This window comes from Arthrobacter sp. (genome assembly GCF_048266065.1).
Classification (GTDB): Bacteria; Actinomycetota; Actinomycetes; order Actinomycetales; family Micrococcaceae; genus Arthrobacter_H.
The window spans coordinates 31,044-45,515 of sequence record NZ_JBLXAH010000009.1 but is presented as its reverse complement, the minus strand read 5'-3'; the positions used below and the strand labels follow the sequence as shown (position 1 = coordinate 45,515).

General features: G+C 61.5%; 15 protein-coding genes. 9 read left to right on the top strand and 6 right to left on the bottom strand.

The features are described from left to right. The 5 genes from yidC (at position 1) to ACN0TP_RS14640 (ending at position 4,987) form a co-directional block, all read left to right on the top strand. On the top strand, positions 1–960 hold the full coding sequence (gene yidC / locus ACN0TP_RS14660) for a membrane protein insertase YidC (protein WP_417220109.1): 960 nt from the start codon (positions 1–3) through the stop codon (positions 958–960). 33 nt (positions 961–993) lie between these two features. Beyond that, positions 994–1,536 (top strand): protein jag, encoded by a 543-nt coding sequence (locus ACN0TP_RS14655; RefSeq protein ID WP_417220278.1) that lies wholly within the window; start codon positions 994–996, stop codon positions 1,534–1,536. Positions 1,537–1,618: 82 nt separating this feature from the next. Then, positions 1,619–2,236 carry a 16S rRNA (guanine(527)-N(7))-methyltransferase RsmG gene (rsmG, locus tag ACN0TP_RS14650; RefSeq protein ID WP_417220276.1) on the top strand — a complete coding sequence of 206 codons (618 nt, stop codon included), beginning with the start codon at positions 1,619–1,621 and terminating at the stop codon, positions 2,234–2,236. A 229-nt stretch (positions 2,237–2,465) separates the two neighbouring features. Further along, positions 2,466–3,407, top strand: a complete 942-nt coding sequence (locus tag ACN0TP_RS14645) for a ParA family protein (RefSeq protein WP_417220275.1) — start codon at positions 2,466–2,468, stop codon at positions 3,405–3,407. 473 nt (positions 3,408–3,880) lie between these two features. Continuing rightward, positions 3,881–4,987: a ParB/RepB/Spo0J family partition protein gene (locus tag ACN0TP_RS14640; protein WP_417220273.1), complete on the top strand. Its 1,107-nt coding sequence runs from the start codon at positions 3,881–3,883 to the stop codon at positions 4,985–4,987. Positions 4,988–5,077: 90 nt separating this feature from the next. Here the strand turns inward: ACN0TP_RS14640 and ACN0TP_RS14635 are convergent, their stop codons facing one another. From ACN0TP_RS14635 to ACN0TP_RS14610, 6 genes are all read right to left on the bottom strand, one after another. After that, complete coding sequence (locus ACN0TP_RS14635; protein ID WP_417220107.1) at positions 5,078–5,401, bottom strand: hypothetical protein; 324 nt, start codon at positions 5,399–5,401, stop codon at positions 5,078–5,080. A gap of 585 nt (positions 5,402–5,986) precedes the next feature. Beyond that, positions 5,987–6,310 (bottom strand): thioredoxin, encoded by a 324-nt coding sequence (gene trxA, locus ACN0TP_RS14630; protein WP_417220106.1) that lies wholly within the window; start codon positions 6,308–6,310, stop codon positions 5,987–5,989. A 25-nt stretch (positions 6,311–6,335) separates the two neighbouring features. Beyond that, positions 6,336–7,316, bottom strand: coding sequence for a thioredoxin-disulfide reductase (gene trxB, locus ACN0TP_RS14625; protein ID WP_417220105.1), 981 nt, complete (start codon positions 7,314–7,316; stop codon positions 6,336–6,338). A gap of 115 nt (positions 7,317–7,431) precedes the next feature. After that, positions 7,432–9,099 (bottom strand): hypothetical protein, encoded by a 1,668-nt coding sequence (locus ACN0TP_RS14620; protein WP_417220104.1) that lies wholly within the window; start codon positions 9,097–9,099, stop codon positions 7,432–7,434. 98 nt (positions 9,100–9,197) lie between these two features. Beyond that, positions 9,198–10,901: a murein biosynthesis integral membrane protein MurJ gene (murJ, locus tag ACN0TP_RS14615; RefSeq protein ID WP_417220103.1), complete on the bottom strand. Its 1,704-nt coding sequence runs from the start codon at positions 10,899–10,901 to the stop codon at positions 9,198–9,200. Next, positions 10,891–11,418 (bottom strand): NUDIX hydrolase, encoded by a 528-nt coding sequence (locus ACN0TP_RS14610; protein ID WP_417220101.1) that lies wholly within the window; start codon positions 11,416–11,418, stop codon positions 10,891–10,893. The genes murJ and ACN0TP_RS14610 overlap by 11 nt, the downstream gene beginning before the upstream one ends. Before the next feature lie 97 nt (positions 11,419–11,515). On the opposite strand from ACN0TP_RS14610, the gene ACN0TP_RS14605 reads away from it, so the two are divergent. From ACN0TP_RS14605 to ACN0TP_RS14590, 4 genes are all read left to right on the top strand, one after another. Further along, positions 11,516–13,027, top strand: coding sequence for a CCA tRNA nucleotidyltransferase (locus ACN0TP_RS14605; protein WP_417220100.1), 1,512 nt, complete (start codon positions 11,516–11,518; stop codon positions 13,025–13,027). Further along, positions 13,020–13,610 carry a histidine phosphatase family protein gene (locus ACN0TP_RS14600; RefSeq protein ID WP_417220098.1) on the top strand — a complete coding sequence of 197 codons (591 nt, stop codon included), beginning with the start codon at positions 13,020–13,022 and terminating at the stop codon, positions 13,608–13,610. Before ACN0TP_RS14605 ends, ACN0TP_RS14600 begins: the two co-directional genes overlap by 8 nt. A 364-nt stretch (positions 13,611–13,974) precedes the next feature. Next, entirely contained in the window at positions 13,975–14,127 is a 153-nt protein-coding gene (locus ACN0TP_RS14595; RefSeq protein WP_417220096.1) for a hypothetical protein, read from the top strand. A gap of 1 nt (position 14,128) precedes the next feature. Next, entirely contained in the window at positions 14,129–14,251 is a 123-nt protein-coding gene (locus ACN0TP_RS14590; RefSeq protein WP_417220094.1) for a hypothetical protein, read from the top strand. The last annotated feature ends 221 nt before the right edge of the window (positions 14,252–14,472 follow it).

Here is a 14,472-nt window from a genome sequence, read left to right as displayed (position 1 = left end):
ATGAACTTCCTAGACACCATCCTGTGGCCTTTCACCCAGGTAGTCTCGTGGATCCTTCGGGCGTTCCACGCAGTCTTCACCTTCTTGGGTATGAACCCGGATTCGGGATGGACTTGGACGTTGTCCATCATCTTCCTCGTGTTGCTGATTCGTACGGCGCTCATTCCGGTGTTTGTTAAGCAGATCAAGGCCCAGCGGGCCATGCAGGTCCTGCAGCCGGACCTTCGAAAGCTCCAGGCCAAGTACAAGGGCAAGAAGGACCAGCTCTCGCAGCAGGCCATGATTGCCGAGCAGCGTGAACTATTCAAGAAGCACAAGACGAATCCGTTGGCGTCGTGTCTTCCGATTCTGGTTCAGATGCCGTTCTTCTTCGCCCTTTTCCGCGTATTGAATAACGCATCGAGGGCAAGTGCGGAGGGACACTCCGTTGGTGCCTTGTCCGTGGAACACGTGCGGAGCTTTGATTCGTCCACCATCTTTGGTGCTGGGCTGTCTGAAACATTCCTCGGCACGATCAATTCTGGAGCACCGCAGATCGCGGTGATCATCACCGCGATTGTGATGATCGTGGCGATGTCAGCTAGCCAGTTCATTACACAGCGTCAGATCATGACCAAGAACATGACGAAGGAGGCCCTGGAGGGCCCCTTCATGCAGCAGCAGAAGATGATGATGTACATCCTTCCGCTCGTCTTTGGCATCGGCGGTATCAACTTCCCCATTGGTGTCCTCATCTACTGGACGGCGACAAATGTGTGGACCCTGGGTCAGCAGTTCTACGTCATCCGCAACAACCCCACTCCAGGTTCGCAAGCTGAACGCGAGCTGAACGCACGTCGTGCCGCCAAGGGGCTTCCGCCCATAGGACATAAGAAGAACGAGGAAGTGCCGGAGCCCGAAGTCATCGAACCCAAGGGCCAGCGCGTACAGCCGCAGCGAAAGAACAGGAAGAGGAAGTAGACGATGAGCACCCTCAATGAAAACGCAGATGGGATGGCCACGGACGTGGCCGGCTCATCGGATCTGGAGCCAGCCAGCGTTGTGTCGCCCGGCGATGCTGTTAGCCGCGTTGAAGAAGAGGGTGACATCGCCGCAGACTATCTCGAAGAACTTCTAGATATCGCCGACCTTGACGGGGATATTGACATCGAAATTCGCGGCGGACGCACCTACATCTCAATTGTCAGCGAGACCGGTGATGATGCCGCGTTGAGAGATCTCGTCGGACGGGATGGCGAAGGCCTTGAGGCGCTGCAGGAACTCTCGCGACTTGCTGTGCTTTCTTCGACCGGGAACCGCTCGCGCCTCGTTCTTGACATAGCTGGCTACCGTGACGGACGCGCTGGAGAACTCAAGAAGATCGCCGAATCCGCCGTGGCAAAGGTCAAGGATGGTGGCGGCGAGGTGGCGCTGGAACCGATGAGTGCCTACGAGCGCAAACTCGTGCACGATACGATCGCGGATCTGGGCATGCACAGCGAGTCTGAAGGCGAAGGCGGTAGGCGTCACATTGTCGTCTCCACCCATTCGGCGTGACCTCGCGGATGAGGGAACGAATCTGTCACTATCTAGAATCGGGAGCAATGTGAGCCAGTCAGTCCTGCCGACCGACGGTGAAATGCGGGCGGCACAACTCGTGTTCGGTCCGCGCATGTCGATTGCGAGCAGATATGTCGAGCACCTGGCTACTTCGGGCATGGAACGAGGGCTGCTCGGCCCTCGAGAGGTGCCAAGGCTTTGGAGCCGACATGTGCTCAATTGCGCCGTCGTAGCCGATCTGATCCCCGAGGGTGCTGAAGTTGCGGACGTGGGAAGCGGAGCCGGGCTTCCGGGGTTGACTTTTGCGATTGCCCGACCCGACCTGACACTGACTCTGATCGAGCCGCTGGAGCGGCGTTGCATTTGGCTCAATGAAGTCGTCGAGGATCTCGACCTCGACAACGTTACCGTCTACCGGTCTCGTGCAGAACAGGCTATCGAGCACGTCAAAGCTGACGTGGTAACTGCCCGAGCAGTTTCTGCACTGAGCAACCTGGCGCGCCTGACCATTCCGCTGTTGCATGGTGAGGGCCAGGTGCTTGCCATCAAGGGGCGTAGTGCCGCTGAAGAAGTTCAAAAGGCTTCCAAGATCCTCCGGAAACTTGGTTCACGCAACACTGAAGTTGTTACTGCCGGAGCCGGCGTCTTGGACGAGCCGACGACAGTTGTGCGCATCAGCGTTGGCCGGCCCGCCTAAACGGTAGGCTGTACAGGTGGCATCAGGAGCCAGCTAAATGGTCAGGAGTGTTTGGTCGTGAATACGGAGAAAAGAAGATCGTTCTCTTCCGTCTCCTTTTGCCGACCTGGTCAAACAGGATTCTACGGTTTGCAAGCCGTGAAGGTTGATCTCCACGTTTCACGTGAAACACTTCGGAATCGTTGTGTTGCGGTCCTTGAAGACCCAGTCTTTTTTGGAGGACGACACCATTAAGCAGCAAGAAGAAGTTCAGTCAGAAGCGAAGGCACCGGTTCGGGACATGATGGACAGCATCGACGAGAGCACGCCGTTGGCAAGCCAGTTGGCGAATGAGAACAAGCGCCGCGAGAAGTTGAATGGAAGGTCATTGCCTAGGCCGTCTTCAACGCGCTTCTTGACGGTCAGCAACCAGAAAGGCGGCGTCGGTAAGACCACGACGACGGTGAATGTCGCGGCAGCTCTTGCGAAGGCCGGCATGAACGTTCTCGTGGTGGACATCGATCCGCAAGGTAACGCCTCCACCGCGCTGGGCATTGAACATCATGCCGAGGTGGAGAGCATCTACGATGTTCTTATTAACGACGTTCCACTGGCTGAGGTCCTTGCCCCTTGTCCGCAATTTGGCAACCTGCTGGTCGCCCCGGCGACCATACACTTGGCTGGCGCCGAGATTGAACTCGTTTCATTAGTAGCGCGTGAACAGCGGCTACGCCGGGCCCTGGAGGTCTACGGACGGGACAGGGAAGAGAAGGGGCTTGATCGCCTCGACTACGTCTTCGTGGACTGTCCGCCAAGCCTTGGGCTACTCACTGTAAATGCCTTCGTAGCTGCCCGCGAGGTACTGATCCCCATCCAGTGTGAGTACTACGCATTGGAAGGTCTCAGCCAGCTTCTGAGCAATATTGAGCTCATACAGAAGCACTTGAACGCTGATTTGGTTGTTTCAACAATACTTCTCACCATGTATGACGGACGCACGAACTTGGCGTCACAGGTGGCGGAGGAAGTCAGGGAGCACTTCCCTCACCAGGTCCTCAATGCCTTGATACCTCGCAGTGTGCGCATTTCAGAAGCGCCCAGCTACCAGCAGACGGTGGTCACGTATGACCCCAGCTCAACAGGGGCCTTGTCCTATCTGGAGGCCGCTGCAGAAATCGCGGAGCGCGGGTAAGCGCTCAACTTATTGCCGTGAGTTCCAAGTAGACTCGTATCTGAGCAACCAACGCCGAAAGAGGCGTATTCGTGTAGGCGAGAGGATCTGAGATGGCGGAGAAGCGGCGCGGTTTGGGGAGAGGTCTCGGGGCCTTGATCTCTGGGACCCCATCCACGGAGGGCGAAGAGGGAGTCCGCGCGGAGAGCGTTAGCGAAACCGGTGCATCTCGTTCGGACCCTGACCTGCGTGAGGCGCCACAGCAGGTTGACGAGGAACAGAGTTCGCCTCTCTCGAATGACGATGTTCCACGTGAAACAGAACAGAATCGACCAGCCGGAGCTTCAAAGGCGAAGTTGTCTGATCAGTCTCAACGTGGGGGTTCGGGTCTAAACACTTCATCGAGTACGGGGAAAGGCCTCGAAAACCCGAAGCCGCGGCAGCAGACGAAGTCAACGGGGAAGAGCGCGTCTCGCAAGTCGCGTCCGGTGGACATGTTCTTTACCCCCGGGGCCTCCGAGAAGGAGGCAGGCGAGGTGGCTGCTCCCTCAGCAGCAAAGCAACGCCAGTCGTCGGGGGCCCGAAACCGCCGCGTCGCTGTGCCGGACGTCCTTGGCCAAGTTATGCAGGCCAAAGATGGCGCTGGAGATGATCCCAAGCCCGCTTCCTCGGCTTCTCCAGTCGAATTGTCAGGCAAGAGTATCGATGTACCGGAAGCTCGCGAGGACTCTGCCAGCAGTTCGTCGACAGAAGACGAGGTTTCACGTGAAACGCTGGTGTCGGTCCCCGGCGCCAGGTTCGCTGAGATCTCGGTGGACAATATTCACCCGAACCGCAAACAGCCTCGAAACGTCTTCGATGAAGACGATATGGCTGAACTGGTGCACTCGATTCGTGAGGTGGGATTGCTGCAGCCCATCGTGGTGCGGCCATCGGAGGAGGAAGACGGCGAGGAATTTGAACTCGTCATGGGTGAGCGGCGGTGGCGTGCGGTCCAGGCCGCCAACCTCCCCACCATTCCAGCGATTATTCGGGATACTCCCAATACGGACCTTCTTCGCGACGCTCTCCTCGAGAATCTTCATCGTTCGCAACTGAATCCACTGGAGGAAGCAGCGGCCTATCAGCAGCTCATGCAAGAATTTGACTGCACACAGGAGGAGCTGTCTGCGCGTATTGGCCGTTCGCGACCACAGATCTCCAATACCATTCGACTGATGAAGCTGCCAGCTTTGGTTCAACGGCGCGTGGCGGCCGGCGTCTTGTCCTCCGGTCACGCTCGAGCTCTACTGGGATTGGCGGATGTGGCGGAGATGGAGAAGCTCGCGCAGCGTGTGGTCAATGAGGGCCTATCCGTTCGAGCAACGGAGGAGATTGTCTCGATGAACGATGGGCTTAGACGGCCCACCCGCGATAAGAAGCCGCGTGCAACCGCCCGCCACGAACGCCTGGACTATTTGGCGAATTCTCTCTCTGACCAATTGGATACAAACGTAAAGATCACTCTTGGTGCCAAAAAGGGGCGAGTCAGCATTGAGTTTGGCAGTGTAGAGGACTTGAATCGAATCATGGGGGTCATCTCGCCCGGTGCCCCACAGTAGAGCCGGCTAATGCGGGGTCCATGTTTCACATGAAACATGGACCCCGCATGCGTCTATGCGGTCATCGTCTTCTTGACACTGCAAAACTGCTCAGCTTGCGAGGATTGCGCCCGTGCTGTGCCGTTGGCCTTCAGAGAAGCCTTCGGAACCAGAGGATGGAACGTGACGTGGTCGTCGCAATTCGACCAGCCCACATTCTTGGACTGACACTTGATCCCCAAGGCCGTCACGATCCGCAGCAACCATGTGTGCCGCTGCCGCGCGGTAGCGACCTGAAGAAAGCGAGTTAAATTCTTCGTTCCACGTGAAACGTTCTTTAGCGTGCGACATCAAATTGAAGACTCGAGATGACGGCCCGGAGCGCATATAGGCGACTCCAAAAGGACGTGCCAGCACAATGACTGACAATGCCATGGGGTCCCCATTGCGGCCAGGAGAGGACGGCAATTCTGGCGTTCGGATCGCTCCGCGGAGAGGAGCGTGAGGCGAGCACTTCCAATCGGCCTCGAGGTCTACACGAGTCCATTCTGGATTCGCTGGCCGCTACAGATCCGGCAGGTGGCATCGACGAGCTGCCGGTTCGTCCGCGGACCCCGGACGAATATTTTGCCTCTTGGACTTGCACGCCAAGTGGTCGGAGGGGAACCGGTCCGAGGTTTGCACGAGGACCTCATGTGGAATCAATTGGATGCCTTGCAATACAAGCAATTTCAATTGTATTAGGATATTCATGCGTACGCCGGCCAGTCGTATCAACGTTGGGCTCCTCAGTGGCTGATCGGGGCAGGCCGTTGGACCGAGGGCGATGTGCCCTTCAACGCTTCGATCCTGGATTTCCCAGCGGGGTTCAACGGCAACTTTCGGTGTCCCCCACGCCGTGCACCATCTGGTCGTACCCATTGAAGTCAAAAATGGGGCTGCCACCGACGTTCTTGTCGGTGGCAGCCCCTTGTCCTCCGGGGAGGGTGTGGGCCCGCATTCACGGGCCACAAGGATTGATTACAGGTACGCCGCGAACTCCTGCTCCAACGCCTGCTTGGGCTTTGCTCCAATGGAGCTGGCAACGTGCTCGCCCTTTTCGAAGACATAGACAGCGGGAATGCTGGTGATGCCATATTTGGCGGCAATTGCCGGGTTCTCGTCGACGTTGACCTTCACCACCTCGACCTTTTCAGAATGCTCCGCGGCAATCTGATCGAGGATCGGCGAAAGCATGCGGCAGGGGCCGCACCATTCCGCCCAGAAATCCACGATGACGGGTTTGGTCGAATCCAGCACGTCCGCTTGGAAGGAACTGTCGGTGACTTCCCTTGCCTGACTCATGTTCTTTCTCCCTTTCTCGAAGAAACTAATTGGCTACTGCCGCATCACGTTCTGATGCCGCAGGAAGGCTGGAGAGATAATGCTCGACGTCGAGTGCGGCCACACAACCGGAACCCGCGGCAGTGACAGCTTGACGGTAGGTCGGGTCGATGACATCACCTGCAGCGAACACTCCGGGAATATTCGTCCTGGAAGTCCGGCCGTCGACGGCGATGGTTCCCTCGGGAGTGAGATCCAGCTGTCCCTTCACCAAGTCCGTCCGGGGATCGTTTCCGATGGCCACAAAGATACCGGTGACCGGCAATTCGGAGACTCCACCGTCCACCAGGTTTTCGAGCTTTACGGCGGAGACCTTCTCCGTGCCCACGGCGTCGGACACCGCGGTGTTCCAGACGAATTCGATCTTTGGGTGGGCCAGGGCACGATCGGCCATGATCTTGGAGGCGCGCAGCTCTTCTCGACGATGGACCACGGTCACCTTCGAAGCAAACTTCGTCAGGAAGAGCGCCTCTTCCATGGCGGAGTCCCCTCCGCCAATGACAGCGATCTCCTGTTCGCGGAAGAAGAATCCATCACAGGTCGCACACCAGGAGACGCCGTGGCCGGACAAACGCTTTTCGTTCGGCAGGCCCAGCTCCCGATATGCCGAACCGGTCGAGACAATGACGGCCAGGGACTTGTACACGGTTCCATCAGCAAGGGTGACCGTCTTGATGTCACCGGAGAGGTCGACCGAGGCAACGTCCTCATACTGGATTTCGGCGCCGAAGCGTTCGGCTTGGGCCTGCATGTTGTCCATGAGGTCCGGGCCGAGAATGCCCTCGCGGAACCCGGGGAAATTCTCGACGTCGGTCGTATTCATGAGCTCGCCGCCAGCCGTGACGGAACCCGCGATCACGAGCGGTTCCAGGTTGGCACGGGCCGTGTAGACGGCAGCCGTGTAGCCTGCGGGACCGGAACCGATGATGATGACATTGCGGATGGCATCGGATGTTTCTGTGGCCACGCGGCGTGTACCTCCAGGTCTAGGCCGTGAAGGGATACAAGACCCCGACACGGTAATTTGGCAATCTCTTGGTCATCACAACGGCGTTGTGGCGGACTGTATTCCCCAGAGGACGTCAGGACACCTTGATCTCGGAAATCTGGAGCCCATACGGTCGTGAGCTGTTGGACGGGGAAGCCAGCCGGGGCAGCTCCGTCACATTGATGAAAACGTATTTTCCCTTGACGCCGGCGTCCCCGTCTCCCGATACCGGCACGGAGACCGTCGGCCCGGTGAAGGATCCGGATGCGACCTCGTGCGCTGAGCCCAGGTCGTCGTTGTCGCCGACGTTGATCTGGAAGGAGCCGCCCTTTGCATTGAGGCCGGTCAGTTCCACCTGCGAGACAGTCGCCTCTTCCTTGAGCTCGACGACCAGCACCATGTTCGAGGCGAATCCGCCGAACTCGGGAGTCGTATAGGAATACGACCGGTACATGCTGCCCTGGCTGCCGTCGATGGCCTTTGACAGTGTCGAATCGGTATCGGCGTTCAGTGACTGGGCGCCCGGCACGACGCGCTTGAGACCGGCGATTTCCGGAGTCACCGTCGATTCGCCGGAGGCAGAATCCGAGGCTTTTGAGTCGCTGGCTCCGCCCTGGGAGGTGGCCGCCTGGCTGGATGCGCCGGCGACCGGTGGGGTGTCCTTTTTCCCGAGGGTGTTGAATGCAAGGACAACACCCACCACGAGGACCACGACGAGTAGTGCGCCGACCAGCAGGCGTGTCATCTTGCTGCTTCCGGCCGGCTCGTGGTCATCCGGGTCGTCGTCGGCGTACTCCGGTTCGGAGCTGGTGTCCGAGTAGTTCCGGGCGGCGGCAGGGAAGACGGCCGCGGGACGTTCGTACGGACGCTCTTCGACGGGATCCTGTGCAGGGCGGGACGGGTGTCCATCGGTTGTCGACGGTTCGACGATTTCGCCGTTGGCGGTGTCGACATCCACGTCAGACTGACTGCGGTCCTCCACATCGTCCTCGGCAGCACCCCAATGTGTCACTGCTGCATTCTGGCCGGTTGGCGCCTCGGGCTCCGCCGGTGTGACCGGCTGTGCCGTGGTGGTCGGGGTGGACGGCGGCACCTGGGGCCGCTCAGGGATGTTGGCTGCGGGAGCCGTCGGCGGGTTCTCGTCGCGTGACGGGGTTTCCGTGTCTGGCGATGTGCTGTCGTCGGCGGAGTCGTCGGAACCGCTCGCCGCCGTGGAAGCGGCGGCAGCGGCCGCCGCGCCAGCCACGGCGTCGTCCTTCTTGCCCCGGCCCAGGCGCTGGGTCAGGCCGGTCAGGCGCTTGGCCACGCGGCCGCCCACATTGCGCTCTTCATTGGCCTGGAGCTCTTCCCAGTATTCCTCTTCGTCCTCGTACACCTCGGGCTCGGCGCTGCGGGTCACGCCGAAAATCTCCGATCCAAGGGTGTCGGTGTAGAAGGGTTCCACGAACGGGGCGTCACGCTGGATGACCAGATCCAGCAAGTCTGCCGGGCTGGCAGTATTCGTGATGAGGTAGGTGCTGCCATCCGAAATACCCAGGTCCAGGACCTGCATGGTTCCGTATCGCTCACCCGTGGCGATTTCGCGAGCGCTGGTCGCCACCTGGCTGGCGTTCTCGGGTGCCGCAACGAGGATGCTGACCGGGCGGTTCAGCACCTGATCCATCCCGCCCAAGACGGCGTCGCCGTCGGCGGAGGTCAAAACCAGTTCGGTGACCTTGTAGCGGCCCCCAAGGGTGGTTCCGACATCGATGGGCTGCGACACTATTGACTCCCGGGATTGGTGGTGGGTACCTGGGCACCCTCGTGCTTTGCTGTGACCATGCTACCGGTGACCGTGCCCGCGTCGTACGTCATCGTTGCCTATCGGCGCAACCTTTTGCCCAAGTCCGGGATGCGACGGGCGAGCGGTCCCAGGAAATTCTCGAGCTCGGGGACGCGGGCGGCCCTGAGCAGCAGGAGGAACACGATGGCCATGACGCTGCCGACAACGGCAATGGTGACCAATGCGGTGAGGATGCTCTGCCACGCGAAGCCGCTCGTGAAGCCGCCCATGGCCCAGAGGACGACGGTGCCCACGACGCCCGAGACCACCGAGAACCATCCGATGCGGATATAGGTGTCGACGACTTCACGTGTTCCGTAGTCACCGTAGCGGCGGACGACGAGGACGTGGGCGAGTGCCGCGGAGATGATGTTGGTGACGCCGAAGAGCAGGGCAATGCCCAAGGCGATCTTGGTCGGTGGCAACACCGCGGCCATGCCATAGGCGAGCACGACGCCGACGACGGCGATCGCTGTTTGGATCACCATGGGCGTCCTGGTGTCTTCCTCCGCGAAGAAGACACGTATGAGGAAGAAATGGATGCTCTTGAAGGGCAACCCCAGAACGGTCAGCAGCAGCAGTTGGCCGATGGCGGCACCCGCGACTTCCACGTGTTCCCCGGAACCGGCGAAGAGGCGGCCCAGTTGGCCGGCCAGGACCATGAAGGCGACGGTTGCGAACACGACCGGGATCGCCGTCGTGCGCAATCCAAGGGACAGCGTGGGGGCCACCTTTTCGCGTTCGTTGTCGGCAAACGCGCGGGAGAGCTCATTGAAGAGCACGGTGGCCAGGGACAGGGCGAAAATCGAGTGCGGAAGCACTGTCACCAGCTGCATGGCGTTCAGTGCCTGTTCGCCGGGAACTGCGGCGGCCTCCGCCGGGGGCAGCGAATCGCGGGCCCCGACGGTGCTGGAAACGAGGCGCGCATACACCAGTGAGGCGACGTTGCCGACGGTCATCGAGACCAGCGTCCAGGCGGCCAGCTTGCCGACGTGGCGAAGGCCCATTCCACGCCAATTGAACTTGGGGCGGATCCGCAGGCCGGATCGCGCCAACGGGATGAACAACACCAGCGCCTGGATGGCGATGCCCAGTGTGGACCCGCCGGCCAGCCACACGGTTTGCGCCGCGGTCCAGTTCTGGACCTGGTGGGGATGCTCCGCATTGGACCCGAAGGCGACCATGAACGAGATGATGACCAGGATCTGCACGAGGTTGTTCGCCACCGGGGCCCACATGTAGGAACCGAAGCGGCCGTGGGCATTCAACGCCTGGCCGACCACCGCATAGACGCCGTAGAAGAAGATCTGTGGCAGGCACCAGTAGGCGAAGGCGGTTCCCAGCTCGATGGCCGCCGGGGACCAGCCCTTGGTGAGGACGGTGATGATCGGACCGGCACCGAGGGTCAGCAGGACCGTGAAGATCCCCATCACCACGACCGTCAGCGTGATGAGCCGACTCGTGTAGTCGGACCCCTTGTCCGCGGCCCGGGAGGCCTTGATCAGCTGCGGGACGAGCACGACGTTGAAGATGCCGCCCGCCAGCAGCATGAAGATGATGTTGGGGATGACATTGGCTTTTTCGAAGATGTCCGCGATGTTCGCGTTCGCACCGATGGCAATCGCCAGCAGCGCGGTCCGGACGAAGCCGAGCACACGGGAAACCATGGTCCCGGATGCCATGAGGGCATAGGACTTCGCATGTGAACCGCTCTGGGGGTCCGCCGGGGCCTTAGTTGCCATGCTGCGGAAGGATTTCGCGGGCCAATTCCGCGATGCGCCGCTCGTTGGGGAAGGAGAGCTTCCTCCCGAGGTCGGCGATCGGGACCCATGCGACGTCAACGGCTTCGTGGTCGGGATCGTTTTCGATCGTCAGTTCGCCACCGGTGGCCTTCAACAGGAAGTGGTGGACGGTCTTATGCACCCGGTAGTTGGACACGGTGAACCAGTAGTCGATGCTGCCCAGGGGTGCGAGCACCCGGCCCGCAATGCCGGTTTCCTCATCGACTTCGCGGACGGCGGCTTCCTCATTGGTCTCCTCGCCCTCCGGGTGGCCTTTGGGCAGACACCATTCAAGGCGTCCGCCACGGTTGTACCGGGCGATGATGGCCACGGGGAGCTCGGGCAGCGAGGTATCAACGATGACACCACCGGAGGAGACCTCCTCGACAGTGGGCAACGAGTGATGGCCCGGCTGCGCGGACGCCATGGAGGCGTTCAGCGGAGTGCGCTTCGGAGCGCGGGGTACTGGATGGGCCATGGAAGCCACTCTATCCATCTTTGGTGTGCACATGTGTCTGCCCCGCACATGACGCGCGTCAGGCGCCGGCCGAAAAATCTGACAAGCTTAAAGCACTATGCAGCAGCTACCCGCGCCGACCGCCCTGAGGGCGCTCCTTCCCGCCGTCGTCTTCGAGATGGCCGACCGCTTCACGGCCGCCGGCCATGAGCTTTCCCTCGTGGGGGGCCCCGTGCGCGACCTTTTTCTGGGCCGGGTCTCGCCGGACCTCGACTTCACCACGGATGCGGACCCCGACCAGACGCTGGCCGTTGTCTCGGGATGGGCGGATGCGACCTGGGAGGTCGGGCGGGCCTTCGGCACGATTGCCTTGCGTCGGGGGGAGCACACCATTGAAGTGACGACCTACCGGGCGGACGCCTACGATGCGGATTCGAGGAAACCTGTCGTTGCCTTCGGCACCTCTTTGGAAGAGGACCTGCGACGCCGCGATTTCACCATGAACTCCATGGCCCTGCGGCTTCCCGGCCTGGAACTGGTCGACCCATATGGGGGATTCACGGACCTTGAAAAGGGCGTCATCCGCACCCCTGGCACACCGGCGGCCTCATTTTCCGATGACCCGTTGCGGATGATGCGCGCGGCACGCTTCGCCTCCCAACTGGGTGTCACCGTCGCTCCCGAGGTCCGTGCGGCCATGACGGAGATGGCAGGCCGGATCGAGATCATCTCCGCCGAACGCGTCAGGGACGAAGTGGTGAAACTCATCGTCGGTGCGCAGCCACGCGCCGGAGTCGATCTGCTGGTCTCCACTGGATTGGCCGACCGGGTGCTGCCCGAGGTGTCCGCGTTGCGCCTGGAAGTCGACGAGCACCACCGGCACAAGGACGTCTACCAGCATTCCCTGCAGGTGCTCGAACAGGCGGCGGCGTTGGAAACCGGACCGGACGGGGCCGTGCCCGGCCCCGATTTCGTCTTGCGTTTCGCGGCGCTGCTGCACGACATCGGCAAACCGGCCACCCGGAGGTTCGAAGCCAACGGGGCGGTGAGCTTCCGCCATCACGACGCAGTCGGTGCCAAGCTGGCCAAGAAGCGGATGCGGGCCCTGCGTTTCGACAACGACACCATCAAGGCAGTCGCCCGCCTGGTCGAGTTGCACATGCGCTTCTACGGCTACGGTGACGCCGGGTGGACCGATTCGGCAGTCAGGCGCTACGTCACCGATGCGGGTCCGGTCCTTGAGCGGTTGCTGCGGCTGACACGTTCGGACGTGACCACCCGCAACCGGCGCAAGGCAGAACACCTGGCGTTCGCCTGCGATGACCTGGAACGCCGGATCGCCGAGCTCGCCGAGCAGGAGGAAATGCAGGCCATGCGGCCGGACCTCGACGGCGGCCAGATCATGAAGCTGTTGGGGATCCCGCCGGGACCGGCCGTCGGCCGTGCCTACAAGTTCCTCCTGGAATTGCGCCTGGACCAGGGACAGCTGGGTGCGGAGGCCGCCTCGGCGGCCCTGCTCCAGTGGTGGGCAGGACAGGATCAAGAGGTCGACGCGCGGACACCCGGAACCAGGGATGCGGCCCGCGCCACGACACGGGAGACCGAGCAGAAGAGGACCGACGATGAGTGACCTGCCCCGTCTGTGGCTGGTGCGCCACGGCGAAACCGAATGGTCGCGCAGCGGCCAGTACACGGGATTGACCGACTTGCCGTTGACCGGCCACGGGGAAGACCAGGCCCGTCGGGCCGGGGAGACGCTGGCCGCGATCCGCAACGCCGGGACGGTGTTCGATCTGGCCCTCACCAGCCCCCTGCTTCGGGCGCGCCGGACGGCGGAACTCTCTGGCTTTCCCGACGCGGAACCCGTCGACGACGCCCACGAATGGGACTACGGGGACTACGAAGGCGTGCGTTCCGCTGACATCCGGGCCAAGGACCCCGGCTACCTGATCTGGGACCAGGGCGTCCCCGGCGGGGAAGCCATCGAGCAGGTCGGTGCCCGTGCCGAGCGGATTGTCCAGCGCGTGCGCACGGAACTGGCCGGAGGTGGCAACGCCATCCTCTTCTCCCATGGTCATTTCAGCCGCATCCTGGCGGCCACCTGGCTGGGTTTGGGCGCCGGGCAAGGACGCCACTTCCTGCTGGGGACTGCAGGGATCTGCCGCATGGGTTGGGACAAGAAAACCCCGGCGGTCGAGGCCTGGGGATTGTAGGCCGGCCATCCAGGGACGGCGTGTCGGCCCCGACGCCCCGGTCGACGGAAAGTATTTTTGGGGAATTTCCTCTCGGGACTGGCGTCCAGGCCGAACCTGGGATAGTTTTAAACCTGTGATTGAGACATCTCAATGAGATGAGCTCGATCCGCGGACCTATTGACCGCCGGCTTGCCGGCCTGTTCACCGAAGGAGGTGGGAATTGTGATGATCATCCAAAACACCAATGCAGTGGCTACCACTGCGCACGTTGGCGGATTCCGTGATCGTGCCTACGTCCCCGCCTCCGGAACGGCGAACCGCTAGAACCAGCGCCGCTGTTCCAGGCCTCCCCCTCCAGAGGTTTTCGAACGAAAGAACAGCGATGTCCGCGCAATCCAGCAACACCCGCTCCTCCGGCCTCCGTTCCGCCGAGCTCTTCCTCACCGGCCCCGACGTCTTGCGCGCCCGGCCGTTGGCCACTGAGCCGGCCGTCCGGGCGTCGTCCCACCCCGACGTGCACCGGGGAGGTGAATGACATGCAGAAGAAGAATCGAAGCAAGCTCAACAGCCCGCAATGGTTGACCACCCGGTACAACCCGCAGCCGAAGAGCAGCCACGAATCCCAGCTCCCTCCGGAGATGCTCTTCCGCCTCCGGTAGTCAGGTACGCCGCCGGTTCCACCGGCCAGATCAGCGACCGACCACCAGGAGGAAAACGATGATTGACATATCCGGACCCACCGCAAAGCCCGCCGGCTTCACCGGCGGGCTTTGCCGCTTAAATAGCCCGACGTGATCCCGGGACGACGACGGTGCATCGCTGGTAGCTTGGGGAAGAACGGCGTGACAACGTGGTTCGCCGTGACATGACGGCCGGTGGC

Excerpts from the sequence above, each read along its gene's own strand:
- ACN0TP_RS14640 (WP_417220273.1), top strand. The coding sequence starts at position 3,881 with ATGTTCTTTACCCCCGGGGCCTCCGAGAAGGAGGCAGGCGAGGTGGCT.
- ACN0TP_RS14600 (WP_417220098.1), top strand. The coding sequence starts at position 13,020 with ATGAGTGACCTGCCCCGTCTGTGGCTGGTGCGCCACGGCGAAACCGAA.
- ACN0TP_RS14590 (WP_417220094.1), top strand. The coding sequence starts at position 14,129 with ATGCAGAAGAAGAATCGAAGCAAGCTCAACAGCCCGCAATGGTTGACC.
- rsmG (WP_417220276.1), top strand. The coding sequence starts at position 1,619 with ATGCGGGCGGCACAACTCGTGTTCGGTCCGCGCATGTCGATTGCGAGC.
- ACN0TP_RS14610 (WP_417220101.1), bottom strand. The coding sequence starts at position 11,418 with ATGGCCCATCCAGTACCCCGCGCTCCGAAGCGCACTCCGCTGAACGCC.
- murJ (WP_417220103.1), bottom strand. The coding sequence starts at position 10,901 with ATGGCAACTAAGGCCCCGGCGGACCCCCAGAGCGGTTCACATGCGAAG.
- ACN0TP_RS14655 (WP_417220278.1), top strand. The coding sequence starts at position 994 with ATGGCCACGGACGTGGCCGGCTCATCGGATCTGGAGCCAGCCAGCGTT.
- ACN0TP_RS14635 (WP_417220107.1), bottom strand. The coding sequence starts at position 5,401 with ATGGCATTGTCAGTCATTGTGCTGGCACGTCCTTTTGGAGTCGCCTAT.
- ACN0TP_RS14605 (WP_417220100.1), top strand. The coding sequence starts at position 11,516 with ATGCAGCAGCTACCCGCGCCGACCGCCCTGAGGGCGCTCCTTCCCGCC.
- ACN0TP_RS14595 (WP_417220096.1), top strand. The coding sequence starts at position 13,975 with ATGTCCGCGCAATCCAGCAACACCCGCTCCTCCGGCCTCCGTTCCGCC.
- yidC (WP_417220109.1), top strand. The coding sequence starts at position 1 with ATGAACTTCCTAGACACCATCCTGTGGCCTTTCACCCAGGTAGTCTCG.
- trxA (WP_417220106.1), bottom strand. The coding sequence starts at position 6,310 with ATGAGTCAGGCAAGGGAAGTCACCGACAGTTCCTTCCAAGCGGACGTG.